We start from the raw sequence: 26,378 nt of genomic DNA, 5'->3' as shown, positions 1-26,378 counted from the left end.
TGCGAGTCCGCTGTAGGAGCAAAAATCGGCTCGGCGAAGCAGATTCGACATCGATTCGGACCTCTCCCCCGCGATGCATCGACGACGGTCGCGCACCGAATCGCCGAGGCCGATCATGAGAGCGTGGCGCGAGCGGTTCTCGACTGGTCCGGAGCAAAGGCAGCTCCCTCACTGAACCGGAAGTAGCTGGAACTGGATCTAGCGAAGCCGGCCTGCGGTTCTGAGTATAGAAAAGATCCACGGGCGCACGCCTCTGCGCCAGTGTGCTTGCCCCGGATCTCTTCATCGCCATCGGGCGGTGTTTCACGTGAAACATGGATCGCGCGCATTCCTAAGCCACTTTCGCCCACTCAGGCTAAAGAGCTCTGGCGCAGCCGCGGATCACGACGGCCGATGGTCGACGTGCGTAGGCACGTACAAGACTCAGCCCGGGACTTGGCCAAACGAGCGGCCCAGCGACGCCACGCCCTCGTTTCGCGTGAAACGAGGCGTCTGCGAGGCGAAGTGACCACACCGCCGGTGGGATCGTTCGAGCGAAAGGAAAAAGGGGAGATCGGGTACTGCTGCAACGCTGTACCGGTCGCGCACTCTGTGGCCCGTGGGACGCGACGGTCGTTGGTCCTCCGGACGACGCTGCACAAGTTACACGTGAAACGACAGACCCACGCTCGTTTGCGGTACGAACGAGTGACACCACTGCGCTAGCGTTCTGTCGCTTCTCAGGCCAGCCGGATGGCCCATGCCGGCAACTCTGCACGCTCGCTTCACGATAGGCGAAGGAACTGTCGTCACCGCACCGAACGGTGCTCGCGGCAACACGGACGAGCCACCACCCTTCCGGCCTGTAGCTCCGCCGCAACCCGCCCCAAGACACCCCTGTCCTATTCAATCGAGCCTTTGGATCTCGGCGTCCAGTCGCCACCATAGGACGAGGAGCGTTTCACGTGAAACGCCCGCGATGCGCGCGCTATCTAGTGACTCCTCCTCAAGCGCCGCGTGGGCGTGCTCTATCGCTCACTAGCCAATCCACTTCGCTCCCCTTTCTGCGGTCGCCTGATCAGCCACAGCTGTACCGACGCGACGTGAACCGACCAGGGCCACCGATGTTTCACGTGAAATGTCGAGAAACCGTCCACGCGTTCACACCGTCGCGCGCCGTGTAAAGAAGCGTCGGATGGTCGGGTTAGAGTTGAATATCGGTCGCGCTGCGGGTGTGCCGAACGACCGACCCAGAGCCGGTGCAGAGCACCACAAAGCGACGAGGTTTCACGTGAAACAACCCCACGCCGACGACCGCGGCAGAGTAGGTGAGATCGGGAGCGAGATGGAGACGGAGACGCCGGTGGCATTCGACGGGACCACTCCCCTTGCTCAGGAGATCCAGGACCTCGCTCGCCGGCGGCAGGCGATCGCCGCCACAACTCTCCCCCTCCCCTCGAAGACGCGAATCTTCACCATCTCCAACCAGAAGGGCGGCGTCGGGAAGACAACCACGGTCGTCAACCTCAGCGCGGCATTGGCGAAGTCGGGCGCTCGCGTGCTTGTGATCGACCTGGATCCGCAGGGAAACGCATCCACGGCGCTGAGCGTCGAGCACCGCGAGGGTACGCCGAGCGTCTACGACGTGGTCGTGAACGATCGCGAGCTCGAGGAAGTGATTCAGAAGAGCCCGGAATTCGACGGATTGTTCGTCATCCCGGCCACGATCGACCTCGCGGGCGCCGAAATCGAGCTAGTCTCGATGGTCGCGCGCGAACAGCGGCTGTCCCGGGCACTCGGACGCTTCCTCGACGAGTACGACATCGACTACGTGCTCATCGACTGCCCGCCGTCGCTGGGCCTTCTCACGATCAACGCGTTCGTCGCAGCGACCGAGGTGCTCATCCCCATCCAGTGCGAGTACTACGCGCTGGAAGGCCTGAGCCAGCTGCTCAAGAACATCCAGCTGATCGAGCGCCACCTGAATCCCAAGCTGCGCGTCTCGACGATCCTGCTGACCATGTACGACTCACGCACCAACCTGGCCCACCAGGTCGCGGCCGATGTGCGCGAACACTTCCCCAACGAGGTGCTCGACACGATCATCCCGCGTTCCGTCCGCATCTCCGAGGCACCGAGCTACGGACAGAGCGTCATCAGCTACGACACCAACTCCAGCGGTTCCCTCTCCTACATGGAGGCGGCCGCAGAGATCGCACGCAGAGGAGTACCCCGCTAATGGCAGCGAAGCGCACCGGACTGGGCCGAGGCATCGGCGCCCTCATCCCCACCAGCGACCAGGCCAGCAGGCCGGTCGACGTGTTCTTCCCCGACAACTCCGCGGGGATGGGCACGGCGACCGCCGTGGCAGAGCGACCCGATGAGCTGGTCGCCGTACCCGGTGCCCGGCTCGCCAGCCTCTCCCCCGAGGACATCATCCCGAACCGGGTGCAGCCACGCACGGAGTTCGACCGGGAGGCGCTCGACGAGCTGGTCGCCAGCATCCGCGAAGTCGGCGTGCTGCAGCCGGTCGTCGTCCGTCCGCTCTCCGATGACCCGGGACGCTACGAGCTCATCATGGGCGAGCGGCGACTGCGCGCGACCAAGGAGCTCGGACTCGACACCATCCCGGCGGTAATCAAGGACACCGCCGACGAGGACATGCTCCGGGATGCGCTGCTCGAGAACCTGCACCGCAGCCAGCTGAACCCGCTGGAAGAGGCATCCGCATACCAGCAACTGCTCGCGGACTTCGGCATCACGCAGGAGGAGCTCGCCAACCGCATCGGACGCTCACGCCCCCAGATCACGAACACGATCCGCCTCCTCAAGCTGCCCGCTGTCGTCCAGGCGCGTGTCGCCGCCGGCGTGCTCAGCGCCGGCCACGCCCGGGCGATTCTGTCGCTCGGTGACGACCACGAGGCGATGATCCGACTCGCGGACAAGATCGTGAACGAGGACCTCTCGGTGCGCCAGGCCGAGGCGGCTGCCAGCAAGACGCCCAAACCGACCCGGCAGAAGGCGACCGCCGGGCGTCACCGCGGACACCTCGACGAGATCGCCGGTACCCTGGGCGACCGCCTCAACACGCGTGTGAAGATCACCCTCGGTGCAAGAAAAGGCCAGATCGTGGTGGATTTCGCCACGATTCAGGACCTGAACCGCATCCTCGAGGAGATCGGCCAGCCCAGCTACAGCTGATCAGGCGTCGGCGATCGCCGCACGGGCGAGTTCGGCGTAGACGGCGCCCGGCTCGCGCCCGGACGCGGTGATCGCCTGGGGCATGATCGAGGTCTCGGTGAGGCCCGGAAGCACGTTGGCTTCGAGGAACCACGGCGTCCCGGCGGCATCCACGATGAGGTCGATTCGGGACAGATGCCGCAGGCCCAGCGCGATGTGGGCGTGCACCGCCGCCTCAGCGACGGCTGCAGAGACCTGCTCGTCCAGCCGGGCCGGCACGTAGAACCGGGTCTCCCCTGCGTTGTAGCGCGCATCGAACGTGTATGCCCCGTCGACCGGTTCGATCTCGACTGCCGGCAACGCAGACGGGCCGTCTCCGGTGTCCACGACGGTTACCGAGACCTCGACACCGTCGACCTTCTGCTCGATCAGTGCGACATCGGAGTACGTGTAGGCGTCGACCATCGCGCGAGGAAGCTCCTCGGCGGACGCGACGATCGTCACACCCTGTGCCGATCCGCCCTGTGCCGGCTTGACGACCACCGGGAGCGTCAGGCCGGCTAGAACCGTCTCGAGGACGCTCCCGGCGCCGAGCTCGCGGAAGGTCTCCTGTGGAAGCGTGACAGATGCCGGGGTGGCCACACCGGCGCGATGGACGATCGTCTTGGCGTTCGGCTTCGACCACGCGAGGCGAGACGCATCCGCGCGCGAGCCGACGAACGGCACCCCCGTCAGCTCCAGGAGTCCGCGCAGGGCTCCGTCCTCTCCGCTCGCCCCATGGAGTGCCGGCCACACGACGTCCGGTCGGCTCTCGTCCAGGAACGCGAGGAGGGACGCATCCGGATCACGGAGCGAAACCCGGTGGCCCAGCGCATTCAGGCCGTCCGCGACACGGCGCCCGCTGCGCAGCGATACGTCGCGCTCGTGAGAGATTCCGCCAGCGAGAACGACGATCTCAAGTGCGCCATTTTGTGCCATGATCAGGCCTTTCTCGTCAACGAAGGTCGGTAGGAGGATTGGCGCTTGTCCGGCTTCGACGCTGCGACGCGTCAAGCGGGCCAGTGCCGGCGAAGGTATCCAGCAGATCCTGCTCCCCGCCGATCACGTTGGCGAGACGGCGAACGCCGACACGGATGTTCTCGGGCGTCGGGTAGCAGAAGGACAGTCGGATGTTCTGCGCGCCCGATCCATCCGCGAAGAACGCGGTGCCGGGAGTGTAGGCCACGAGTTCGGTGACGGCGCGCGGAAGCATCGCCTTGGAGTCGAGGTGCGGCGGCAGGGTGACCCAGACGTAGAACCCGCCGTTCGGGTCGGTCCAGCTGAGCTCGGGCAGGTGCTCGGCCAGCGCCGAGACCATCGCCTCCTTGCGCTCGCGGTACACGCCGCGGAAGGTGTCGATCTGGCCCTTCCAGTCGGCGTCGCTCAGGTACTGCGAGATCACGAGCTGGCTGAACGAACTCGGGCTCAGCACGGCCGCCTCGTTGGCGAGGATGAGCTTCTCGCGGATGGCGTGGGGCGCGAGCGCCCATCCCACGCGGAAGCCGGGGGCGAGTGTCTTCGAGAACGTGCCCAGGTACACGACGCCGTCCTTCTCGACCGAGCGCATGGCCGCCGGGGGCTTCTCCTCGAAGTAGAGCAGCCCGTAGGGGTTGTCCTCCAGCACGAGGATGTCGTTCTGGCGTGCGATCTCGAGGATCTCGAGCCGGCGCTTCCAGGTGAGCGTCACACCGGCCGGGTTGTGGAACGTCGGCACCGTGTAGAGGAACTTCAGGGTGCGCCCCGCGGCCTTGAGACGGGCGATGTGCTCCCGCAGGGCCTCGGGGATGAGGCCGTGCTCGTCGGAGGGGACGTGGTCCACCTCCGCCTGATACGACTTGAAGATGACCATCGCCGTGACGTAGCTCGGGCCTTCGGCGAGCACGACGTCCCCCGGGTCGAGGAACAGTTTGCTGAACAGCTCCAGCGCGTGCTGCGACCCGGTCGTCACGATGACGTCATCGGCGCTGCCGCTGATGCCCTCGAGCGCCATGACCTCCAGGATCTGCTCGCGGAGGGCCGGAACGCCCTGCCCGGAACCGTACTGGAGGGCGACGGCGCCCTGCTCGCGCATGACCCGATCCATCGCCCCGACCACCAGGTCTTGCGGGAGGGCGGACACGTACGGCATGCCGCCGGCCAGCGAGACCACCTCGGGTCGGCTGGCGACGGCGAACAGGGCTCGGACCTCACTGGCGGCCAGGCCGCTGGTGCGCTGTGCGTAGTGGTTGTACCACGGGTCCAGATTGTTGCCCCGCTGCTGCGGGGTCCCCTGTTCGATCACGTGTGGGTTCCGTTTCTCTGCCGTTGAGCAATGCTATGGGGGCGGCGCACCGGCGGGAAAATCGGTGACCGTCGGCGGGTACGAAAAAGACCCGCCCGGCGGGTGAGCGCCGGACGGGTCTGAAGAGGACGGGTCGCGCTACGCGAGGTAGGCGGCCAGGTCGGCCTCGAGGGCGGGCTTCGGCTTGGCGCCGATGACGGTCTTGACGACCTCGCCACCCTGGTAGACCTTCATCGCGGGGATGGAGGTGATCTGGTACTTCGCAGCGGTCTGCGGGTTCTCGTCGACGTTGAGCTTGACGATCTCGATCTTGTCGGCGTGCTCGGAGGCGATCTGGTCGAGGATCGGGCCGACGGCGCGACACGGACCGCACCACTCAGCCCAGAAGTCCACGAGGATGGTCTTCTCGCTGTTGAGGACGTCCTGCTCGAAGCTGGAGTCCGTGACCGAACGTGCTGCTGACATTGTCTTGTTTCTCCTTATGCGGTGGTCGTGAGTTCGAGGTCACCCGACGCGCCATCCGCTGCGCTGTCGAGCAAGTTCTTGGGGAGCGTGGTCAGGTAGTGCTCCGCGTCGAGCGCGGCGACCGTACCGGACGCCGCGGCGGTGACCGCCTGGCGGTAGGTGGGGTCGATGACGTCGCCCGCGGCGAAGACGCCGGGCAGGTTGGTCTTCGAGGTGCGGCCCTGGACGGCGATCGTACCCTCGGGGGTCAGGTCGAGCTGGCCGTGGACGAGGTGGACGCGCGGGTCGTTGCCGATCGCGATGAAGAGGCCCTGCAGCTGCAGCTCGCTCTCCTCGCCGGTGACCAGGTTGCGCAGCTGGACATCCTGCACCTGCTCGTCGCCGCCGATGCCGATGACCTCGGAGTTCCAGATGAACTCGATCTTGTCGTTGGCGAACGCGCGGTCCTGCATGATCTTGGAGGCGCGGAGGCTGTCGCGGCGGTGGATGACGTACACCTTGTCGGCGAAGCGCGTGAGGAAGGTGGCCTCCTCCATCGCGGAGTCGCCGCCTCCGACGACGGCGATCGTGCGCTGACGGAAGAAGAAGCCGTCGCAGGTGGCGCACCAGGAGACGCCGTGTCCGGACAGTCGCTCCTCGTCGGCGAGACCCAGCTTGCGGTAGGCCGAGCCGGTCGCGAAGATCACGGCCAGCGCCTCGTGCACCGCGCCGGAGCCGAGGGTGACCCTCTTGACCTCGCCGGTCAGGTCGACCGACACGACGTCGTCGAGGACGATCTCGGTGCCGAACTTCTCGGCCTGCGCCTGCATTTTGAACATGAGGTCCGGTCCCATGACGGCCTCGGGGAAGCCCGGGAAGTTCTCGACCTCGGTGGTGTTCATGAGCTCGCCACCGGCCTCGACGGAGGAGGCGATCAGCAGCGGCTTGAGGTTGGCGCGGGCCGCGTAGATGGCCGCGGTGTAACCGGCAGGGCCGGAACCGATGATGATGATCTGCCGCACAGCGGAACTCCTGATCTGTCCTGACACCTTCGTCTGGAGGTGTCGACCTGTAGAACACATCCTAGGCGGATGCTATTCCGTGTCACCTGGACGCGCGAGTGCGCCCTCCGAGCCGGTTCAGGATGGGCGCGAGACCGGCCTCGAGATCGGGTGACCGGAGGATGACGAGGAAGCCCGCGTAGACGACCAGCATGACGACGCCGATCACCGCCGTCGCGATGATCGCTGCGATCGGGCCGCTGACCGGGAAGGCGCCTGGGCCGACACCGCCGAGGATAACGAGGAAGCCGGCGCCGGCGGCGATCGAGGCGACGCCGGCGAGCACGAAGCGCCACAGAGAGCCGAGGATGCGGGTTCCGTCCACTCCCCCGGTCCGCCGCCGCAGGAGCGCGAAGGCGAGTACCGCCTGCACGACACTGGCGATCGACACGACGAGGGCGACCGACGCCGCTCGCGTCTGCGGCGGTGCCAGGAAGCACAGCAGCACGCCGGCGATGATGACGGCGACCTGGGCGAGCGTGAAGAGGAACGGCGTGCGCGTGTCCCCGAGCGAGTAGAACGCCCTCTGCGCCATGAACACCAGGGAGAAGGGTACGAGGCCGACGAGGTACGCGATGAGGACGAGACCCATGGCCTGGTAGTCCGAGGTGAACACTCTCGCGATGGGGTACGCGGTGACGATGAGGGCGGCGGAGGAGAACACGATCAGGAACATGATCGAGCGGGCCGCGGAGGAGAAGTCCTGGCGGAAGTCCTGGACGGATCCGCGGTGCGCGTGCTCGGCCATCCGCGTGTAGAAGGCCGTGACGATCGAGACGGCGATGATGCCGTGCGGGAGCATGAAGATGAGCCACGCGTTCTGCATGGCGAAGGAGCCCGCGTACGCGGCGCCCGCCGAGTTCGAGACGTTCAGTTCGATGACGCCCGCGACCTGCGTCGCGATCAGCATGGCGAAGGTCCAGCCGGCCGCCTTTCCAGCGGTGCCCAGTTCGACGCCGCGCCAACCGAAGTCGAAGCGGAAGCGCAGCCCGACCCGGCGCCAGAAGAGGAAGAGGATGAGCGCCTGGGCCGCGATGCCGAGCGTCGCTCCCCCGGCGAGAAGGGCGATCATCCCGAGCGCCCACTGGCTATGGGGGTTACCGGTCGCGAAGGCCCCGAACGCCAGGATGAAGGCCCCCAGCATGACGATGGCGACGATGTTGTTGACGACCGGCGCCCAGGTGAACGGGCCGAAGAACTTGCGGGCGTTGAGCACCTCGCCCAGCAGCGTGTACAGGCCGAGGAAGAAGATCTGCGGAAGGGACCAGTAGGCGAACGCGGTAGCCAGCGCACGCTGCGACTCCGGCACGCCGAACAGTGCGACGAGGACGGGCGCCAGGAAGGTCGCGACGAGGGCGACGGCCGCGAAGACGACCATCCCGAGGGTGACGAGCTTGTTGATGTACGCGCGACCGCCGTCGGGTTGACCGAGGCGCGCACGATCTGCGGCACCAGGATGGCGTTGAGGATGCCCTGGGCGATGATCGCGTAGAGGCTGTTCGGGATGGCGGTCGCCGTACCGTACGCGTTCGCGGCGAAGGAGACGACGCCGATCGCCTGAACCAGCAGCCACGCCTTGGCGAAGCCGAGGAGACGCGAGACCAGTGTTCCGGAGGCGAGGAGCGCACTGGCGCGGCCGACGCTAGCCATCCTCGCCCTCGGCTTCCGCAGGCTCCGCCTCTGCGTCCTCGGCGCCCTTCGAGCGTCGGCGCAGGATGTTGCGCACGATCCCGAAGCCGAACAGCAGAACGAGGAGGATGCCGAAGATCAGCGCGCCGATGCCCTCCCAGTCGGCGTGCACATCCACCGTCACCGACGTCGGGTCCCCGATCGGCACTCCGGTCGGGCTGTACAGCTGCAGCGAGAGCACGACCTGGCCGTTGCCGACCTTCGCCTTCACCGGGATCAGGACCGTCGCCCGCGAATCCTTCAGGATGCGCTTGGTCGTCGACTGGTCGACCTCGAGCCGGCTGTTGGACGGGGATGCGGTGAGCACGATCGTCGCCGCGTCGTCGGGCAGCTCGTTGCTCACCGTGAACGGGATGGAGCCCTGCGCGCTCACGAGGTTGACGTTCTCGGTGGGCAGGATGTGGATCGAGTGCAACGTCGCGACCGTCGCCTTCCGCGCTGCCGTCACGGCCGCGGGCCAGTCCGTGCGGGGGTTCTGCCAGGACACCGCCAGAAGGGTGAGCAGCTGGGCGCGTGTGCGCCCGGTGAGCCGCGTCGGGTCGTCGAGCACCGTGGCGAACTGGCCGAGCGATCCCTCGTCCTGGACCAGCGCCCGGATGTTCGTGATGCGGTCGGCGGACTCCGGCGCGTCCACCAGGTCGAGACCGGCGCTGGCAGGGGCCTGGGCCACGGAGGAGAACGATGCGGGTGCGGACCAGGGCGACGAGAACAGGGCGTTCAGCGTCCGCTCCAGCTGTGTGCCGCTCGACGGCCAGGAGCGATCGAGGGCGACCAGCAGGCGCCGGGCGTCGCCGGACTCCTGGCTGATCAGCTCCAGCTGCGCGTTGACCTTCGTCATCGCGGAGTTCCATGCGATGTCGCTCGGCGCGGAGACGGCTTGAGCCAGGGCGTCGCTGAGCGCCTGGTCGGATTGGAGGATGCGGTCGTTGCCGCCGCCGACCGGTGCGGAGGGCGTCGTCGACAGGTCGGCCGCGTTCGTGTTGCTGCCGGAGACGATCGTGGTCGTGAGCCCCACAGCCGCCAGTGGGGCGAGATCGGCGCGGCGGACGGTCTTGTCGCCGGGCCAGCTGATGCCGGAGAGCGTGTAGTCCCACGCGAGCAGCGTCTTGAGGTCGGGCACGACCGGACCGGGCGTGGCCGTCGGCGTGGGAGTCGGAGTCGTCGACGTACGCGGGGTGGCTGTCGGGGTGGCCGTGGAGGGCTCGCCCACCGGGGTGGGCGCCGGCGTGAAGTTCTTGGGATCGATCGCGTAGGCGAGGGAGGTGGGGGCCAGCGGGGCCGGGAGTCCGGCTTGGATCTGCCCGACCGTGTCGGCGTCCCCGTAACCGAGAGAGAAGGTGTCGTTCGGCAGCTCGGACAAGCGGGTGAGCCAGTCCACCGCGCTCGCCGGGGCGGCGTTGCCGAGCAGCCGGATGGACGCGATGATCATCGGGTCGATGCCCACGGTCACCGTGGTGTGGCCGATCAGGCCGTCGAGTTCTCTGGTCAGGATGCCGTTCGGTGCGGTGTAGGTCGCGAGGTCGTCTGCGGCGATGAGGCCGTCCGAGCCGGAGGGCGTGACGATCGGCAGAGCGACGTTGATGCTCGACTGCGTCGCGCTGCCGCCCGGATACCAGACGACCGAGCCGCGCGGCTCGGCGTCCGCCTGTCCAGCCCGCACGGTCGCGCCCATCCCGAACACCCCGGAGGACGTGCGTGCCGAGAACGGGAGCGATGCGGCCGGGACGGTAACCCGGACCACCGTGCTCGAGCCGGGTTCGAGGGTGTTGAGCTGCGCCTCGCCGAGGGCGACGGCATCGGCGGGCTTGTCGGTCGAGGCGAGCCACGTCGCCAGCGCCTTGCGTCCCTCCTGCGGCGACGGATCGATCCAGAGTCCGACCGATCCGGAGGTGTAAGCCGTGTCGGTCGGGTTCGACACCGTGACGGAGACCCCCAGCGCCTTGCCCGCGGTGACCACTCCCCCGTCGTCCGCGGTGACGGTCGCCGTCAGGGCGGAGTCGGAGGCGGATGCGGGCGGCGCCGGGGTCGGGCCCGGCGTTGCGCCGCTCGCCGGCAGGGAGGCACCCGTCGTGGCGGTCAGGGTCGCCAGCGCTCCCACGGCGATCGCGGCGGCCATCCGGCGGACGCGGGCGCGGAACGACGCACCCCCGCGGAGGGTGGAGGAGGCTGCGCTCATGCGTCGACGCGCGATCCCGACTCGGCCTCCATGACGACGATTGTAGAGGTCACCCCCTGAGAGGCCGGCGAGCGGGGCCGTTAAACTGGGGCACCATGCAGAGCGTCGCCGAATCCCTCGAACGCCTCGGCGACCTCGCTCGTACGCCGTCGGTCGCCCGCCTCGCCGACGCCTTCGCGGCCGTGGGACACGAGCTCTCGCTCGTCGGAGGGCCGGTGCGCGACGCGCTCCTGGGCCGTCAGGTGCACGACCTCGACTTCACGACGGACGCGCGCCCCGACGACATCCTGCGCATCGTCTCCCCCGTCGCCGACGCCGTCTGGGACGTGGGCCGCCAGTTCGGCACGATCGGCGCGCGTCTCGGCGACGACACCGTCGAGATCACGACGTATCGCAGCGACAGCTACGACGGCACCACCCGCAAGCCCGAGGTGGAGTTCGGCGACACACTCGAGGGCGACCTGATGCGGCGCGACTTCACGGTCAACGCGCTCGCCCTGCGCCTTCCCGAGGTGCGGCTGGTCGACCCGTCGGGCGGGGTCGAGGACCTCATCGCGGGGGTGCTCCGCACGCCCAGCACGCCGCAGATCTCGTTCGGTGACGATCCGCTGCGGATGATGCGCGCCGCGCGTTTCACGGCACAGCTCGGTTTCGCCGTCGACGACGAGACGCGCGCCGCGATGGCGGCGATGGCCGACCGCATCGAGATCGTGAGCGCCGAGCGCGTCCGTGACGAGTTCAGCAAGCTCCTGATGGCGGACGAGCCGCGTGCCGGTCTCGAGCTGCTGGTCGACAGCGGTCTCGCCGAACTCGTGGTCCCCGAGATCCCGGCCCTGCGGCTGGAGGCCGACGAGCACCACCACCACAAGGACGTGTACCAGCACAGTCTCACCGTGCTGGACCAGGCCATCGGATACGAGAAGGAGCGGCATCCGGGGGAGGCGCCCGACCTCGTCCTCCGGCTTGCCGCCATCCTGCACGACATCGGGAAGCCGGCCACCCGACGGTTCGAGCCGGGCGGAGCGGTCAGCTTCCACCACCATGACGTCGTCGGCGCGAAGCTCGCGAGGAAGCGGCTGACTGCGCTGCGCTTCGACAAGGCGACCATCGACGCCGTCGCCCGGCTGATCGAGCTGCATCTGCGGTTCTTCGGCTACGCGGACGGCGCCTGGACGGACTCCGCCGTGCGCCGTTACGTTCGCGACGCCGGTCCCCAGCTCGAACGACTGCACATGCTCACCCGCGCCGACGTGACGACGCGCAATCGCCGGAAGGCCGATCGGCTCGGATTCGCCTACGACGACCTCGAATCGCGCATCCAGGAGCTGAAGGAGCAGGAGGAGCTGGACGCGGTCCGCCCCGACCTCGACGGCGAGCAGGTCATGAGCATCCTGGGTCTGCGACCGGGAAGAGAGGTGGGGCAGGCGATGAAGTTCCTCCTGGAGCTGCGCCTCGACGAGGGGTCGCTCGGCGAGGAGGAGGCGACACGGCGCCTGCTCGCCTGGTGGGAGTCCCGCTGAGCGCGCCTGTCCACAAGTGACGCTGCGAGCCTGTTCTCCACAGTTTTCCCCTGACCGCGTCTTTCGCGGTCTGCTCCGGCGAGAGTTGGAGCATGACCGAGACATCCGTTACCCTTGATAAGTTGCCCGGGCGGAAGCCTGCCCTGGGCGCGTCTATGACACCCTCCTGCTGCAGAACGTCTGCAGCCGCTGAGACCAGAGGAGGTGGGTTAGTCATGCATCAGTACGAGTTGATGGTCATCCTCGATCCCGAGATCGATGAGCGCACCGTGGCTCCGAGCCTTGACAAGTTCCTCAACGTCGTTCGCAACGACGGTGGAACGATCGACAACGTCGACATCTGGGGACGTCGTCGCCTGGCTTACGAGATCAACAAGAAGACCGAGGGCATCTACGCCGTCGTCCAGCTCACCGCTGAGGGCGACACCACGAAGGAGCTCGACCGCCAGCTGAAGCTCAGCGAGGCCGTCATGCGCACCAAGGTCCTCCGCGCCGAGGAGGCGATCGCCCAGATCGCCGCCGCTCAGAAGCGTGCCGACGAGAAGGCCGCCCGCAAGGCCGCCACCTCCGAGAAGGCCGGCGCCTAGTCCCATGGCCGGCGAGACCGTCATCACCGTGGTGGGCAACCTCACGGCCGACCCCGAGCTGCGCTACACGCAGAACGGGCTGGCAGTCGCCAACTTCACCATCGCGTCCACCCCCCGCACGTTCGACCGTCAGGCGAACGAGTGGAAGGACGGCGAGGCTCTCTTCCTCCGCGCCAGCGTCTGGCGCGAGTTCGCTGAGCACGTCGCTGGTTCGCTGACGAAGGGGTCGCGCGTCATCGCGCAGGGCCGCCTGAAGCAGCGTTCCTACGAGACGAAGGAAGGCGAGAAGCGCACCAGCATCGAGCTCGAGATCGACGAGATCGGCCCGTCGCTGCGCTACGCCACCGCGCAGGTCACCCGCGCCCAGTCCTCGGGCGGTCGCCCGGGCGGCTTCGGCGGCGGCGCCCCCGCTGTCGAGGAGCCGTGGGCCGCGTCGGCTCCGGCGGACCCGTCCGCCGGTGCGGATGTCTGGAACACTCCGGGCTCCTACAACGACGAGACCCCCTTCTAACGAGACTCGCCTCTCGGTCGAGGGGCACACATCATCAGCTCGCCGGTGACAGCACCGGACGGGCGGAAAGCAAAGGAAACCATGGCTGGAAAGTCGAGCGGCGACCGCCGCAAGCCGATCCGCAAGGGCAAGGACGGCAAGAACGCCGCTCCCGCGAAGTCCGTTCGCGTGGGCGTCATTGACTACAAGGACGTCGCCACCCTGCGCAAGTTCATCTCGGAGCGCGGAAAGATCCGCGCCCGCCGTATCACCGGTGTCTCCGTTCAGGAGCAGCGCCTCATCGCCCGCGCCGTCAAGAACGCGCGCGAGATGGCGCTCCTCCCCTACGCCGGCTCTGGCCGCTAAGGAGCAACGACATGTCGAAGGTTATTCTCACGCACGAGGTCACCGGCCTCGGCTCTGCCGGTGACGTCGTCGACGTCAAGAACGGCTACGCCCGCAACTACCTCGTCCCCCAGGGCTTCGCGATCGCGTGGACCCGCGGTGGCGAGAAGCAGGTCGAGCAGATCAAGGCGGCCCGCGCCGCTCGCGAGCTGCACACGATCGAGCAGGCTCAGGACCTCAAGGCCAAGCTCGAGGCCACCCGCGTCAAGCTGACCGTCAAGGCCGGTCGCGAGGGTCGTCTGTTCGGCTCGGTCAAGACCGGCGATGTCGCGGACGCCGTCAAGGCGGCCGGCATCGGCGAGCTCGACAAGCGCAAGATCGAGCTCCCCAACCCCATCAAGGTGGTCGGCGACCACGAGGCGACCGTGCGTCTGCACGACGACCTCTCGGCCGTGATCTCCCTCCAGGTGGTTGCTGCCAAGTAAGACAAATAGGCACGAGTGTAGCGGCGGGCGAGTCCCGCCGCTACACCTCGTTAAGGGACTTTGTGCACAGGTTCCCCCACCCCGTACAGAAGCTTGAACACAGGCTTCAAAGAACTTTTTACACACAGCCTGGGGAAAGTAAAAACCCCGGTCAGGCCGCATTTGGACCGGCAAGCTCATTTGTTGTCCACAGGTTTCCACACACCTTCTACACACGCTCCACGGCGTTTCGCGCAGATTTTCCCCAGTTTTATCCACAAGCTGAGTTGTGGATGGGGAACCGGCGTTCATAGGGTGTCGGAGGTCCTCCCGAGAATGAGTCGAGGGAAGCCGTGCAAACAGTGAGGAGAGAACGTGACGATCGCCCATATCGGTCTCGCCGACGGACGTGACCAGGGCGAAGCCCGCTCTCCCGAGCGCACCCCTCCGCACGACCTACTCGCCGAGCAGAGCGCTCTCGGCGGAATGCTGCTCAGCAAGGACGCGGTGGCCGACGTGGTCGAGGTCGTGCGCGGCACCGACTTCTACATCCCCAAGCACGAGATCATCTACGACGCGATCCTGACGTTGTACTCGCACGGCGAGCCGACCGACGTCATCACCGTCACCGACGAACTGACCAAGATCGGCGAGCTGTCGCGCGCCGGCGGTGCCGAGTACCTCCACACCCTCACCAGCCTCGTCCCGACCGCCGCCAACGCCGGCTACTACGCCAACATCGTGGCCGAGAAGGCGCTCCTCCGCCGTCTGGTCGAAGCGGGCACCCGCATCACGCAGATGGGCTACAAGGCCGAGGGCGAGGTCCTCGACCTCGTGAACAACGCCCAGGCGGAGATCTACTCCGTCACCGGCACGCAGGAGACCGAGGACTACGTCCCGCTCACCGAGGCCGTCACGGTCGCCATCGACGAGATCGAGGCCGCCAAGCACAAGGACGGCTCGATGACGGGCGTCCCGACCGGGTTCTCCGAGCTGGACGAGCTCACGAACGGCCTGCACCCCGGCCAGATGGTCATCGTCGCGGCGCGACCCGCGCTCGGAAAGTCGACGCTCGCGCTCGACTTCGCCCGCGCCGCCGCGATCAAGCACGAAATGCCCACCATCTTCTTCTCGCTCGAGATGGGGCGCAGTGAGATCGCGATGCGCCTCCTCTCCGCCGAGGCGTCCGTCCCGCTGCAGAACATGCGCAAGGGAACGGTCGACAACCGCGACTGGACGACCATCGCCTCCACCCGCGGCCGCATCAACGACGCTCCGCTCTACATCGACGACAGCCCCAACATGACGCTGGTCGAGATCCGCGCGAAATGCCGCCGCCTCAAGCAGCGGGTGGGCCTCAAGATGGTCATCATCGACTACCTGCAGCTCATGACGAGCGGCAAGCGCGTCGAGAGCCGCCAGCAGGAGGTCAGCGAGTTCTCGCGAGCCCTCAAGCTGCTCGCCAAGGAGCTCCAGGTCCCCGTGATCGCACTCTCGCAGCTGAACCGAGGCCCGGAGCAGCGCGCCGACAAGCTCCCCGCCCTGAGCGACCTCCGCGAGTCGGGCTCGATCGAGCAGGACGCCGACGTCGTCATCCTGCTCCACCGCGAGTCCGCCTACGAGAAGGACAACCCCCGCGCGGGCGAGGCCGACCTCATCGTCGCCAAGCACCGCAACGGTCCCACCCGCACGGTCACGGTCGCCTTCCAGGGGCACTACTCACGGTTCACCGACATGGCGCCGGTCTGACCGGTCAGTGCGACTGGTTGGCCCACCCCGCCGGCTCCAGCGCGGCCGCTGCCGCCTGATTCGGCGGCAGGGTGCTGTCCCATCGTGCGGCGTCCAGGCGGGCGCCGGTCACAGCCGCGGAGGCGTCGGAGGCGAGCCACAGCAGCGGCTCGACCATCACCTCCGGTTGAAGCAGCCGGCTGCGCACCGCCGCGGAGACGCCCTCGGGGATCATGCCGGTGTCGGTGGCGCCCCCGGGGAGCAGTCCGTTCACCGTGATGCCCGACCCGGCCAGGTCCTGGGCCCAGATCACCGTCTCCGACTCGAGCGCGGCTTTCGACGGACCGTACGGCGAGAAGCCGGCGCGGCGCATGGTGTCGTGGTTCATGGTGATGTTGACGATGCGGCCCCAGCCCTGCTCCAGCAGATACGGCACCGCTGCCTTGGCCATGAGGAACGGACCGTTGACGTTGGTGTCGACGATGGTCCGCCACGTGTCGCCATCGACCTCCCAGAACCGTGTCGGCTCCGTCAGGAACGCATCGCTCACGTACTTCATGCCGCGGCCCGCGTTGTTGACCAGGATGTGGAGCCCTCCGAAGGCGGTGACCGCCTCATCCACCAGGCGCCGGCAGTCGGCCTCCCGGGTCACATCCGCCTGAAGCGCGAGCACGCGGGCCGCGCCGAGATCCGTGTTGATGGCGTCCGCGACTCTACGGATCTCCTCGGCCTGCCTCGCTGCCGAGATCACGACGTTCGCGCCGGCGCGGGCCAGTCCACGTGCCATGGCCTGACCGAGCCCACGGCCGCCACCGGTGACGATGGCGACCGTGCCCTCCAAGGAGGTGGTGGTCACGCGCTCAACCGCGGGTAGTCCGTGTAGCCCTCGGCGCCGGAACCATAGAAGGTCGCCGCGTCGGGCTCGTTCTCCGGGTGCTCGCCCTTCCAGCGCTCGACGAGGTCCGGGTTCGCGATCGCCAGGCGGCCGACGGCCACCGCATCCGCGTGCGCGTCCTCGACCAGGGCGATCGCCTCGTCGCGCGTCGTGAGCGAACCGAAGCCGCTGTTGACGATGAACGGGCCGCCGAAGCGCTCGCGGAGGTCCTGCACGAGAGCACCGGTGGGCTCGCGATGCAGAACGCTCACGTACGCGAGGCCGAGCGGAGCGATTCCGTCGACCACGGCCTCGTACGTGGCGGTGGCGTCGGCGAGGTCCGTCTCGAACACGTCCTGGATGTTGTGCATCGGCGACAGGCGGATACCCACCCGACCGGCGCCCACCGCCTCGGCGATCGCCGTGGTCACTTCGACGACGAAGCGAGCGCGCGCCTCCGGGCTGCCGCCGTACTGGTCGTCGCGGATGTTCGAGACCGGCGAGAGGAACTGGTGCAGGAGGTAGCCGTTGGCGCCGTGCACCTCCACACCGTCGAGCCCGGCGGCGATCGCGTTCTTCGCCGCCGTCACGAACTCGTCGCGCACGATCGCCAGCTCCTCCGTGGTGAGCGCGTGCGGCACCGGGTAGGCCACCTTGCCGCTCGGGCCGTGGGCCTCACCGGCGATGGCGACGGCGCTGGGACCGACGACGCGGTCCTGGCCGTTGATCGACGGGTGCGACACGCGTCCGCTGTGCATGAGCTGCATGACGATGCGGCCGCCCTTGGCATGCACGGCGTCGGCCACGGCGCTCCAGGCGGCGATCTGCTCGTCGGTGACGATGCCCGGCTGCCCCGGGTACGCGCGCGACTCGTGGCTCGGGTAGGTGCCCTCCGAGATGATCAGGCCCACGCTCGCCCGCTGGGCGTAGTGCTCCGCCACCAACGGACCCGGGACGCCGGCGTCGCCCGAACGCGTGCGCGTGAGCGGTGCCATCACGACGCGGTTGGGAAGGTGGAGGTCGCCGAGAGAGACGGGGGAGAACAGATCCATCGAGAGGATGCCTTTCGGTTCGTAGAAAGCGAGACGGCCGGTCGGATGCGACAGGTGCGCTCCAGAACGGCCTCTTGGCCGAACAGCACGCCCGGCTGCACTATTCCGACCGGCACGCCCGCGTTTTCGGCTCGCTCCGGGACGAATCATCCTGCGGGAGGACGCCCGCGCGCCGATCCGGGCGTTCAATGGGGATATGACGGAGATCCTCCTCCCCCTCCTGCAGGGTGCGGGCAGCGTGGCGCTCGCGCTGGTGGCGTTCGCGCTCGCGTTCACCTGGCCGTCACTGCTGCGGCCGATCCTCGGCCTGCGGACCGAGGGCGCGCGGGCCGGCGCCTTCTCCCTGCTGGGCGTCGTGCTGCTGCTCGCGGCCGCCGTGATCTACGTCATCCCGGGTGTACTGCTGCGCGATCCGCTCGGTCTTCTGATGGCCTTCCCGGTCGCGACGCTGTGGCTGGTCGGCGCGGTGTCCCTCGTCATCCGCGGGCTGGTGGTTGGAGGCGCGACCCGAGCCGTCTCCCACGTGTTCGCCGTCGTGGCGACCGGCGGGACGCTCGCTGGCATCGCATCGGCCATGCTCGTCCAGCGCGGCATCGCCGACACGGTCACGCCGACCGGCGCCTTCCTGCTCGCCGTCGGCGGGCTGGCCGCGGTCATCCTGTGGGCGCGCGCTGAGGATCGGGAGCCGCGTCGCCCACGCCATCCGAAGGCGAAGGCCGTCTGACGCTCCAGCGCCGCGAGACCCACACCACGCCGTAGCCCGCCGCCAGGATGACGACCGCGATAAGCACGACGTAGAACGCCACCGACAGATAGCCGTTCGGACTGGTCGCCGGGTTCAGGAACGGATACGGGTACCACGGCGACGTCCCGGTCACCGGCTCGATCGCGAACGGCGCACGCACGAGCGTGTAGACCGCCCACACGATAGGGAACACGGCGATCCCCCACACGCTCCGCAGTCGCAGCGGAGTCCGGCCCGGCGCGAACAGCCAGTCGATGAGCAGGTACGCCGGCGCGACGACGTGCAGCACCTCGTTCGACCAGCCGACGGTCGTGCCCTGCGGGAGCGGGATGTTGCGCAACAGCAGGTTGTACACGACTCCCGTGGTCACCAGATAGGTGGTCGCAGCGGCCCGGAGCCCGGTGAACCAGGCCGGGTCGTTGCCCTTCCGGACCACCAGCAGCACGGCGCCGATTCCGAGCACGACGATCCCCAGTACGTTCGAGTCGATCGTGAAGAAGCTGAAGAAGTTGACAAGCAGCGCGGGGACGCTGCCGCCGCGGTCGCTCGTGTTCCGGATGCTGGTGGCGAGCTGGGCGACGACGGCCGCAACCATGAGCAGGAAGACCACCGCGCGCAGCGCAGCGAAACCGATCCGCATGCCGCGATGCTAGCGGCGGAGCGCGTCCCGATGGGGCGAACGCGCAGGAAGCCGCCGACTAGACTGGATGGCGAATCCGTACGAAAGAGGTCGCCGAATGGCTACCGCCGTCCCTGCCCAGGGTCCGAGCATCCACGCGCACAGCCGGTACTGGGTCGTTCCCGCCGTCCGAGCCGTCGTCGCGCTCGCCGCGGGCGCGGTCATCACGTTCACGCGGGACGCCCACACCGCCACCTTCGGGCTCGTGGTCTTCGGCGTCTTCGCCATCGTGGACGGCCTGGCCACGGCCATCCTGAGCTGGATGCTCGCCGGCCGCCGCCTCACCCGCACCCTCTTCGCCGTTCAGGGCGCCATCGGCGTCATCGCCGGCGTGCTCGCCCTGTCGCTGACGGGTGCCGGCCTCGGCCTCTTCCTCTATCTCGTGACCGTGTGGGCGGCGCTCACCGGCTTCCTGGAGCTCTACAACGGCATCCGGGAACGCCGTCGCGATGCTGCGGCCCGCGACTGGCTGACCATCGGCGCCATCACCGCGATCCTCGCGCTCGTGCTGCTGTTCATCCCGGCCGACGCCGTCCTGGCCATCGGGCTGTTCGGAGCGTGGGCGGTCGTCGTCGGCGTGTTCCAGGGCATCGGCGCGGCGACGCTGCGCGGCGCGGCACGCGCCGGTGAGGCCTCCCGCGGAGCGGAGAGCGGATCGTGACCTCTCGCGACAAGAAAGACCCCGAGTGACCCAGAATCTGCAGCCCACCCGCCGCGACCGCTTCCTGCCGGTCGAACTGCTCGCCATCTCCGCCGGTCTCGCCGTGTTCGTCGGTCTGATCGTGCTGATCGCGACGCGCGAGTTCGTGCTCGCCGGGGTCGGCTTCGGCGTGACGTTCATTGTGGCGCTCGTGCTGCTGGCGCTGTTCGCGCTCGCGTTCAAGCCGACCGAGGCCGAGGTGGAGGACATCCACGAGCAGGATGCGGAAGCGCGCGCCAAGGCCGCGCAGGCCCGTCCCGAGGGGGACGACCGCCCGCGCGGCCACTGACGTCGGCTAGAGGTAGTCGACCAGCTCCGAGGCGAGCCCGACGTACCCGGCGGGCGTGAGCGCGAGGAGGCGGTTCTTCGCCGCCCGGCCGATCTCGAGGCCCTGGACGAACTCGGTGAGCGCCGCGTGGTCCACCCGCTTGCCGCGAGTCAGCTCCTTGAGCAGCGCGTACGGGTCGGAGATCGTCGAGCGGCCGGCCGTGACCTCCGCGCGGATCACGGTCTGGATGGCTTCGGCGAGCACCTCCCAGTTCGCGTCGAGATCCTCGGCCAGGGCGGTGCGGTCGATCGCGATCTGACCTAGGCCGCGCTCGATGTTGTCCAGCGCCAGGAGGGAGTGGCCCAGCCCGACGCCGATGTTGCGTTGCGTGGTCGAGTCCGTGAGGTCGCGCTGCAGCCGGCTCGTGACGAGGGTGGCGGCCAGCGAGTCCAGCACAGCGCTCGACAGCTCGAGGTTGGCCTCGGCGTTCTCGAAGCGGATCGGGTTGACCTTGTGCGGCATCGTCGACGAGCCGGTCGCGCCGGGCTCGGGGACCTGGCGGAAATAGCCGAGCGAGATGTAGGTCCAGATGTCGGTGCACAGGTTGTGCAGGATGCGGTTGGCGTGCGAGATGCGCGAGTACAGCTCCGCCTGCCAGTCGTGGGACTCGATCTGGGTGGTCAGCGGGTTCCAGTCGAGGCCGAGGCTCTCGACGAACTCGCGCGAGATGCGGGGCCAGTCGGCGTCCGGGTCGGCGACGAGGTGCGCGGCGAAGGTCCCTGTGGCGCCGCTGAACTTGCCGAGGTGGACGCCCGCCTCGATCTGGGCGCGAACGCGCTCCAGCCGGTGGACGAAGACCGCGAGCTCTTTGCCCATGGTGGTGGGGGTCGCCGGCTGGCCGTGCGTGCGGGCGAGCATGGCGTCGTCGCGGTACTGCTTCGCCTGCGCGCGCAGCTCGCCGATGACGGCACGGAACTTCGGGAGCCAGGTCTCGCGCACCGCGGCGCTGACGGTCAGCGCGTACGAAAGGTTGTTGATGTCCTCGCTGGTGGCGGCGAAGTGCGTCAGCTCGGCGATGTGGTCGAGGCCCAGCGCGTGCAGGCGCTCGCGCACCAGGTACTCGACGGCCTTGACGTCGTGGCGGGTGGTCGCCTCCAGCTCGGCCAGGCGGTCGATCTCGGGCTGCCCGAAGTCGTCGGCGAGGGTGCGGAGGGCGTGCTTCTGCTCGTCGGTGAGCGGCGACGAGCCGAACATCCGGTGCTCGGTCAGGTAGATCAGCCACTCCACCTCGACCTGCACGCGCGCACGGTTCAGACCGGCCTCGGAGAGGTGGTCGCCGAGCCCGAGCACGGCGGAGCGGTAGCGGCCGTCGAGCGGGCTGAGCGGCTGGGGAGGCAGGGCGGACATGGTGCTCCTCGCGGGATCAGGCGGCGATTACCCCACCATTCTCCCGCACGCGCGAGCGGGCCGCCGACCTCAGTCCCGGCGGGCGGGCCGGAAGATCAGCCCGAGCAGCCAGGCGATGATGCCGAGGACGAGTGCGCCCAGCACGCCGGACCAGAATCCGTCGATGTGCAGTCCGAACCCGATGGCGTCGCTGATCCACGACACGATGAAGAGGAGGAACGCGTTGACGAGCAGCGAGATCAACCCGAGCGTCAGGATGTAGAGCGGGAACGCGACGACGCGGATGACCGTGCCGATGATCGCGTTCACGACACCGAAGATCAGTGCGACCAGCAGGTAGGTCAGGACGAGGGCCGTCGTGTCGGGGGCGTACGGCTTCACGGTGACGCCGCTGACGATCAGCGTCGTGAGCCAGAGGGCGAAGGCGTTGATGATCAGTCTGAGCAGGAATCGCATGCCCACATCCTGGCAGTGCGTCGGGCCGGGGTACAGGGGTGGCGCTAGGGTCTGGAGCGTGGACTCGCCCGACGGACTCGCCGCCCCGCCGCCCCTCGACGGCCCTGTGACCTATCCTCCGATGCGCTGGTGGCCGCTGCGCGTGATGAACCCGGGCCAGAAGTTCGCCGTCCTGGTGGTGATGACGGCGCTCAACGCCGTGATCATCTGGATGGTGAGTCCGGTGCTGACGGGGGCACTCGGAGTGATCCTGTTGCGCCTCGTGTCGACAGCGCTGCTGATCGCGGTCGCGCGGTCGTTCCGCGGGCCCGGGGAGCCCATCGCGCCGCCGCGGGCGTGGTGGCGCCTCACCGCACGACCCCTTGCGGGCTGGTGGCTGTCCGGCGTCTATCTGCTCGGAGTGGTGCAGCTCGTCATCGAACCACCCCGGACCTTCGACGATGGCGCGACGGCCGTCTTTCCCGTGCTCGTCGGGCTCGCCTTCCTCAACTCCTCCATTCGTCTCACCATGCTTCGGCGCCATCCACAGATCTAGGTGATTCCCCTCGGGGTATGCGGGCGCGGCTAAGTTGGGTCTGTGAGTTCCGAAGACACGCTCGGCGTGAAGCTCCGTCCGGAGATCGTCAGCGTCCCTCCTTACAGGCAGGGGCGACCGGCGCCGGCCGATGGCTTCAAGCTGTCGAGCAACGAGAACCCGTTCCCGCCTCTGCCCTCGGTGGTGGACGCTGTGGCGGCGACCCTCCGCGAGCTGAACCGCTATCCCAACGCGACCGGGGGCGATCTGCGTGCACGGCTGGCGGAGCGGCACGGCGTCGGCATCGACCAGGTGCACCTCGGCAGCGGCTCGGTCGCCCTGCTCGCGCAGCTGATCGCGGCGGCGGCCGGCGTCGGCGACGAGGTCGTCTACGCGTGGCGCTCGTTCGAGGCCTACCCGGGCCTGGTGACGGTGTCCGGCGCGACGAGCGTGCAGGTGCCGGTCCGCGCCGACGGCAGCCACGAGCTGGAAGCCATGGCCGACGCGATCACCGACCGCACCCGTGTCGTGATCGTGTGCTCCCCCAACAACCCGACGGGCACGGTGGTGACCGCGGCGGAGTTCGAGGCGTTCATGGCGCGCGTGCCCTCCGACCTCCTGGTGCTGCTCGACGAGGCCTACTACGAGTTCGTGACCGACGACGACGCGGTCGACGGCATCCCGCTGCTCTCCCGCTACCCCAACCTGGTCGTGCTGCGCACGTTCTCGAAGGCCTACGGGCTGGCGGCACTCCGCGTCGGCTACGCGGTGGGTCCCGCACCGGTACTGGATGCCGCCCGCTCGGCCGCCATCCCGCTGTCCGTCACGGATGCAGCACGCGTGGCCGCGCTCGCATCCATCGACGCGGAGGACGAGCTGATGGAGCGGGTGGCGCGCATCGCGATGCTGCGCGACCGCCTGCGCGACGCCCTCATCGAGCAGGGCTGGAACGTGCCGGTGGCGCAGGGCAACTTCGTCTGGCTGGCCACGGGGGAGCAGACGGCTGCCGCCAACGACGCGTTCTTCGACGCCGGGCTCACGGTCCGCGCGTTCCCGCCGGAGGGCATCCGCATCAGCGTCGGCGAAGAGGAGTCTGTAGAGAAACTCCTCCAGGTCGCCGGTGAAATTGTGCGGAACCTACCAAATGGGCACCCAGGCAAGCGGTTAGGTTAGAACGGTGGTTGCGACGAACGAGATCCCGCGCCCGGCGAACACGGTCCAGCTGCTCACCGCTGACGGCCGTTTCCAGCCGAGCGAGACGTCGGCCGAGTACCTCCCCTATCTGGAGCGACTCGACGAGAACGACTACCGACGCTTCTACCGTGACATGGTCCGCGTGCGAGCGTTCGACCACGAGGCGGCCAACCTGCAGCGGCAGGGTCAGCTCGGCCTCTGGGTTCCGAGCCACGGCCAGGAGGGCGCGCAGGTCGGCTCCGCGCACGCGGCCAAGCCGCAGGACCACCTCTTCCCGTCGTACCGCGAGCACGTCATCGGCATGATCCGGGGGATCGACCCGGTCGGCATCATCGAGCTCCTGCGCGGTGTAACCCACGGCGGGTGGGACCCGACCGATCCGGCGGTGGGCAACTTCCACCTCTACACGCTCGTGATCGGCTCCCAGACCCTCCACGCCACCGGCTACGCGATGGGCATGAAGTTCGACGGCGCAGTCGGCACCGGCGACGACACCCGCGACTCGGCATCCATCGTCTACTTCGGCGACGGCGCCACCAGCCAGGGTGACGTGAGCGAGGCGTTCGTCTTCGCGGCGAGCTACCAGACCCCGCAGGTGTTCTTCCTGCAGAACAACCACTGGGCGATCTCCGTGCCGGTCAGCACCCAGTCCCGCACTCCTCTCTACCTGCGTTCGAGCGGCTTCGGCATCCCGGGCGTGCAGATCGACGGCAACGACGTGCTCGCCGCCTACGCGGTCACCGCGAAGCACCTGGACGACGCGCGCAGCGGCGAGGGCCCGAGCATGATCGAGGCGCTGACCTACCGGATGGGCGCCCACACGTCGAGCGACGACCCGACCAAGTACCGGACGGCCGACGAGGAGGCCTACTGGGCCGAGCGTGACCCGATCGTGCGGTTCCGGGTCTTCCTCGAGCAGCAGGGCGTCGGGCAGGCGTTCTTCGACAGTGCGGACGAGGAGGCGGCCGATCTCGCCGCCGATGTCCGTCGCCGCACGCTGCAGCTGGGAACGCCCTCTGTCGCGTCGATGTTCGAGCACGTCTACAGTGAGCCGCATCCCGTGACGGAGGAGCAGCGACGCTGGCTCGAAGACTATGAGGCGTCGTTCGGAGGTGACGCATGAGCGACGTGAGAAGCGACGCCGAGTACGTGGAGGCCGAGTTGATCGAGGGGCAGCCCGAAGCGGACCACGCGGACGAGTCGTCGATCGACAGCACCTCGCTCGACACCCAGGCCATCGACGTCGTCGAGATCATCGAAAGCGAGCCCGGCTCGCGCGTGCTCGAGGAGCACGTGGCAGAGCAGGAGTGGACGCGTGAGTTCATGATCGACGATGAGGCGGCGGAGCTCGCAGAAGCGACCGAGGACGTTGCGGCCGAGGCTCCCGCGGAGGCCGCCGCGACGGCTCACGACGACGCCCAGGCGTCCGCGGAGGTGGGCGCGGAGGCCGCCGCCGCCGAGCATGACGGCACCGGGCCGTCGGAGGCTCCGGTCGATGCGCTTCCCGAACCGCGCATCCAGTCGCTGCCGATGGTCAAGGCGCTGAACGCCGGCCTGCGCCGCGCGCTCGCCGACGACCCCAAGGTGATCATCCTGGGCGAGGACGTCGGTCCGCTCGGCGGCGTCTTCCGCGTGACCGAGGGTCTGCAGCAGGAGTTCGGTCCCCAGCGCGTCATCGACACCCCGCTCGCCGAGGCCGGCATCGTCGGAACCGCGATCGGTCTCGCCATGCGCGGGTACCGCCCGGTGCTCGAGATCCAGTTCAACGGGTTCGTGTTCCCCGGCTTCGACCAGATCACGACGCAGCTCGCCAAGATGACCAACCGGCACAACGGCCGCATGCCGTTCCCGGTGGTCATCCGCATCCCGCACGGCGGCCACATCGGTGCGGTCGAGCATCACCAGGAGGCGCCGGAGGCGTACTTCGCGCACACCGCCGGCCTGCGGATCGTCGCTCCGTCGACGCCGCACGACGCGTACTGGATGATCCAGGAGGCCATCCGGTCCGACGACCCGGTGATCTTCTTCGAGCCGATGAGCCGCTACTGGCCCAAGGGCGAGGTCGACCTGCACGAGAACCCGACGGCGTTGCACGCCAGCCGCGTGGTCCGCACCGGCACCGACGCGACCATCGTCGCGTGGGCGGGCATGGTGAGCGTCGCGCTGCGCGCGGCAGAGCTCGCCGCCGAGGAGGGCCGCAGCCTGGAGGTCGTCGACCTCCGCTCGCTGTCCCCCGTCGACTACGGTCCGGTGATCGCCTCCGTGCAGAAGACCGGCCGCCTGATCATCGCGCAGGAGGCGCCGGGGAACGTCTCGGTCGCGTCCGAGGTGGCGGCGACCGTCACCGAGAAGGCGTTCTACTCGCTGGAGGCGCCCGTGCTGCGCGTCGCCGGGTTCGACATCCCCTTCCCGCCGGCGAAGCTGGAGGAGCTCTACCTCCCCGACGCCGACCGCATCCTCGAGGCCGTCGACCGGGCGCTGGCGTACTGACGCCGCGCCCCGATCC

General features: G+C 68.4%; 25 protein-coding genes and 1 pseudogene. 15 read left to right on the top strand and 11 right to left on the bottom strand.

The genetic code is table 11. From position 1 onward, the window contains the following. Positions 1 to 1,324: 1,324 nt before the first annotated feature. Together A0130_11240 and A0130_11235 are read left to right on the top strand one after the other, a co-directional pair. The gene (locus tag A0130_11240; protein ANF32176.1) at positions 1,325 to 2,218 is read left to right on the top strand and encodes a chromosome partitioning protein; all 894 of its coding nucleotides are present in this window, start codon (positions 1,325 to 1,327) and stop codon (positions 2,216 to 2,218) included. Beyond that, a complete protein-coding gene (locus A0130_11235) occupies positions 2,218 to 3,180 on the top strand; it encodes a chromosome partitioning protein ParB (GenBank protein ANF32175.1) in 963 nt (320 codons plus the stop codon). The genes A0130_11240 and A0130_11235 overlap by 1 nt, the downstream gene beginning before the upstream one ends. Here the strand turns inward: A0130_11235 and A0130_11230 are convergent, their stop codons facing one another. From A0130_11230 to A0130_11205, 6 genes and pseudogenes are all read right to left on the bottom strand, one after another. Next, on the bottom strand, positions 3,181 to 4,137 hold the full coding sequence (locus tag A0130_11230; GenBank protein ANF32174.1) for a D-alanine--D-alanine ligase: 957 nt from the start codon (positions 4,135 to 4,137) through the stop codon (positions 3,181 to 3,183). Between the two features lie 16 nt (positions 4,138 to 4,153). Further along, the gene (locus A0130_11225; protein ID ANF32173.1) at positions 4,154 to 5,479 is read right to left on the bottom strand and encodes a GntR family transcriptional regulator; all 1,326 of its coding nucleotides are present in this window, start codon (positions 5,477 to 5,479) and stop codon (positions 4,154 to 4,156) included. Positions 5,480 to 5,617: 138 nt separating this feature from the next. After that, on the bottom strand, positions 5,618 to 5,944 hold the full coding sequence (locus A0130_11220; protein ANF32172.1) for a thiol reductase thioredoxin: 327 nt from the start codon (positions 5,942 to 5,944) through the stop codon (positions 5,618 to 5,620). Positions 5,945 to 5,958: 14 nt separating this feature from the next. Next, on the bottom strand, positions 5,959 to 6,945 hold the full coding sequence (locus tag A0130_11215) for a thioredoxin-disulfide reductase (GenBank protein ID ANF32171.1): 987 nt from the start codon (positions 6,943 to 6,945) through the stop codon (positions 5,959 to 5,961). Between the two features lie 82 nt (positions 6,946 to 7,027). Further along, a pseudogene (locus tag A0130_11210) lies at positions 7,028 to 8,634 on the bottom strand (hypothetical protein). Next, positions 8,627 to 10,789, bottom strand: a complete 2,163-nt coding sequence (locus A0130_11205) for a hypothetical protein (protein ANF33400.1) — start codon at positions 10,787 to 10,789, stop codon at positions 8,627 to 8,629. The pseudogene A0130_11210 and the gene A0130_11205 overlap by 8 nt, the downstream one beginning before the upstream one ends. A gap of 155 nt (positions 10,790 to 10,944) precedes the next feature. Here A0130_11205 and A0130_11200 point away from each other — a divergent pair, with 155 nt between their 5' ends. The 6 genes from A0130_11200 (at position 10,945) to A0130_11175 (ending at position 16,004) form a co-directional block, all read left to right on the top strand. Beyond that, entirely contained in the window at positions 10,945 to 12,369 is a 1,425-nt protein-coding gene (locus tag A0130_11200; GenBank protein ANF32170.1) for a CCA tRNA nucleotidyltransferase, read from the top strand. Between the two features lie 215 nt (positions 12,370 to 12,584). Next, positions 12,585 to 12,956, top strand: a complete 372-nt coding sequence (locus A0130_11195) for a 30S ribosomal protein S6 (protein ANF32169.1) — start codon at positions 12,585 to 12,587, stop codon at positions 12,954 to 12,956. A gap of 4 nt (positions 12,957 to 12,960) precedes the next feature. Beyond that, complete coding sequence (locus tag A0130_11190) at positions 12,961 to 13,467, top strand: single-stranded DNA-binding protein (protein ANF32168.1); 507 nt, start codon at positions 12,961 to 12,963, stop codon at positions 13,465 to 13,467. A gap of 81 nt (positions 13,468 to 13,548) precedes the next feature. After that, a complete protein-coding gene (locus tag A0130_11185) occupies positions 13,549 to 13,812 on the top strand; it encodes a 30S ribosomal protein S18 (GenBank protein ID ANF32167.1) in 264 nt (87 codons plus the stop codon). An 11-nt stretch (positions 13,813 to 13,823) separates the two neighbouring features. Next, positions 13,824 to 14,276 (top strand): 50S ribosomal protein L9, encoded by a 453-nt coding sequence (locus A0130_11180; GenBank protein ID ANF32166.1) that lies wholly within the window; start codon positions 13,824 to 13,826, stop codon positions 14,274 to 14,276. A gap of 354 nt (positions 14,277 to 14,630) precedes the next feature. Continuing rightward, on the top strand, positions 14,631 to 16,004 hold the full coding sequence (locus tag A0130_11175; GenBank protein ID ANF32165.1) for a replicative DNA helicase: 1,374 nt from the start codon (positions 14,631 to 14,633) through the stop codon (positions 16,002 to 16,004). A gap of 4 nt (positions 16,005 to 16,008) precedes the next feature. Here A0130_11175 and A0130_11170 read toward each other — a convergent pair whose 3' ends face one another. Both A0130_11170 and A0130_11165 read right to left on the bottom strand, forming a co-directional pair. Further along, the gene (locus A0130_11170; GenBank protein ANF32164.1) at positions 16,009 to 16,839 is read right to left on the bottom strand and encodes a short-chain dehydrogenase; all 831 of its coding nucleotides are present in this window, start codon (positions 16,837 to 16,839) and stop codon (positions 16,009 to 16,011) included. Continuing rightward, on the bottom strand, positions 16,836 to 17,909 hold the full coding sequence (locus A0130_11165; protein ID ANF32163.1) for an alkene reductase: 1,074 nt from the start codon (positions 17,907 to 17,909) through the stop codon (positions 16,836 to 16,838). Before A0130_11165 ends, A0130_11170 begins: the two co-directional genes overlap by 4 nt. Positions 17,910 to 18,105: 196 nt before the next feature. Here A0130_11165 and A0130_11160 point away from each other — a divergent pair, with 196 nt between their 5' ends. Then, entirely contained in the window at positions 18,106 to 18,633 is a 528-nt protein-coding gene (locus A0130_11160; protein ANF32162.1) for a hypothetical protein, read from the top strand. Here A0130_11160 and A0130_11155 read toward each other — a convergent pair. Next, positions 18,563 to 19,294 (bottom strand): hypothetical protein, encoded by a 732-nt coding sequence (locus A0130_11155; GenBank protein ANF32161.1) that lies wholly within the window; start codon positions 19,292 to 19,294, stop codon positions 18,563 to 18,565. The two genes, A0130_11160 and A0130_11155, sit on opposite strands and share 71 nt — an antisense overlap. A gap of 97 nt (positions 19,295 to 19,391) precedes the next feature. On the opposite strand from A0130_11155, the gene A0130_11150 reads away from it, so the two are divergent. Further along, entirely contained in the window at positions 19,392 to 19,994 is a 603-nt protein-coding gene (locus tag A0130_11150) for a hypothetical protein (GenBank protein ID ANF32160.1), read from the top strand. A gap of 25 nt (positions 19,995 to 20,019) precedes the next feature. After that, positions 20,020 to 20,322: a hypothetical protein gene (locus A0130_11145; protein ID ANF32159.1), complete on the top strand. Its 303-nt coding sequence runs from the start codon at positions 20,020 to 20,022 to the stop codon at positions 20,320 to 20,322. Positions 20,323 to 20,328: 6 nt separating this feature from the next. Here A0130_11145 and A0130_11140 read toward each other — a convergent pair whose 3' ends face one another. Both A0130_11140 and A0130_11135 read right to left on the bottom strand, forming a co-directional pair. Further along, complete coding sequence (locus tag A0130_11140) at positions 20,329 to 21,708, bottom strand: adenylosuccinate lyase (protein ID ANF32158.1); 1,380 nt, start codon at positions 21,706 to 21,708, stop codon at positions 20,329 to 20,331. Positions 21,709 to 21,777: 69 nt separating this feature from the next. Beyond that, positions 21,778 to 22,164 carry a hypothetical protein gene (locus A0130_11135; protein ANF32157.1) on the bottom strand — a complete coding sequence of 129 codons (387 nt, stop codon included), beginning with the start codon at positions 22,162 to 22,164 and terminating at the stop codon, positions 21,778 to 21,780. A 121-nt stretch (positions 22,165 to 22,285) separates the two neighbouring features. Here A0130_11135 and A0130_11130 point away from each other — a divergent pair, with 121 nt between their 5' ends. From A0130_11130 to A0130_11115, 4 genes are all read left to right on the top strand, one after another. Further along, positions 22,286 to 22,699 (top strand): hypothetical protein, encoded by a 414-nt coding sequence (locus tag A0130_11130; GenBank protein ANF33399.1) that lies wholly within the window; start codon positions 22,286 to 22,288, stop codon positions 22,697 to 22,699. Between the two features lie 42 nt (positions 22,700 to 22,741). Then, positions 22,742 to 23,851, top strand: coding sequence for an aminotransferase (locus A0130_11125; GenBank protein ANF32156.1), 1,110 nt, complete (start codon positions 22,742 to 22,744; stop codon positions 23,849 to 23,851). A 4-nt stretch (positions 23,852 to 23,855) separates the two neighbouring features. Beyond that, positions 23,856 to 24,995, top strand: coding sequence for a pyruvate dehydrogenase (acetyl-transferring) E1 component subunit alpha (locus A0130_11120; GenBank protein ID ANF32155.1), 1,140 nt, complete (start codon positions 23,856 to 23,858; stop codon positions 24,993 to 24,995). A gap of 407 nt (positions 24,996 to 25,402) precedes the next feature. Then, a complete protein-coding gene (locus tag A0130_11115) occupies positions 25,403 to 26,362 on the top strand; it encodes a pyruvate dehydrogenase (GenBank protein ANF33398.1) in 960 nt (319 codons plus the stop codon). The last annotated feature ends 16 nt before the right edge of the window (positions 26,363 to 26,378 follow it).

The organism is Leifsonia xyli (assembly GCA_001647635.1).
Classification (GTDB): Bacteria; Actinomycetota; Actinomycetes; order Actinomycetales; family Microbacteriaceae; genus Leifsonia; species Leifsonia xyli_A.
The sequence above is the reverse complement of the archived record's forward strand: the minus strand, read 5'-3'. Positions and strand labels throughout refer to the sequence as shown.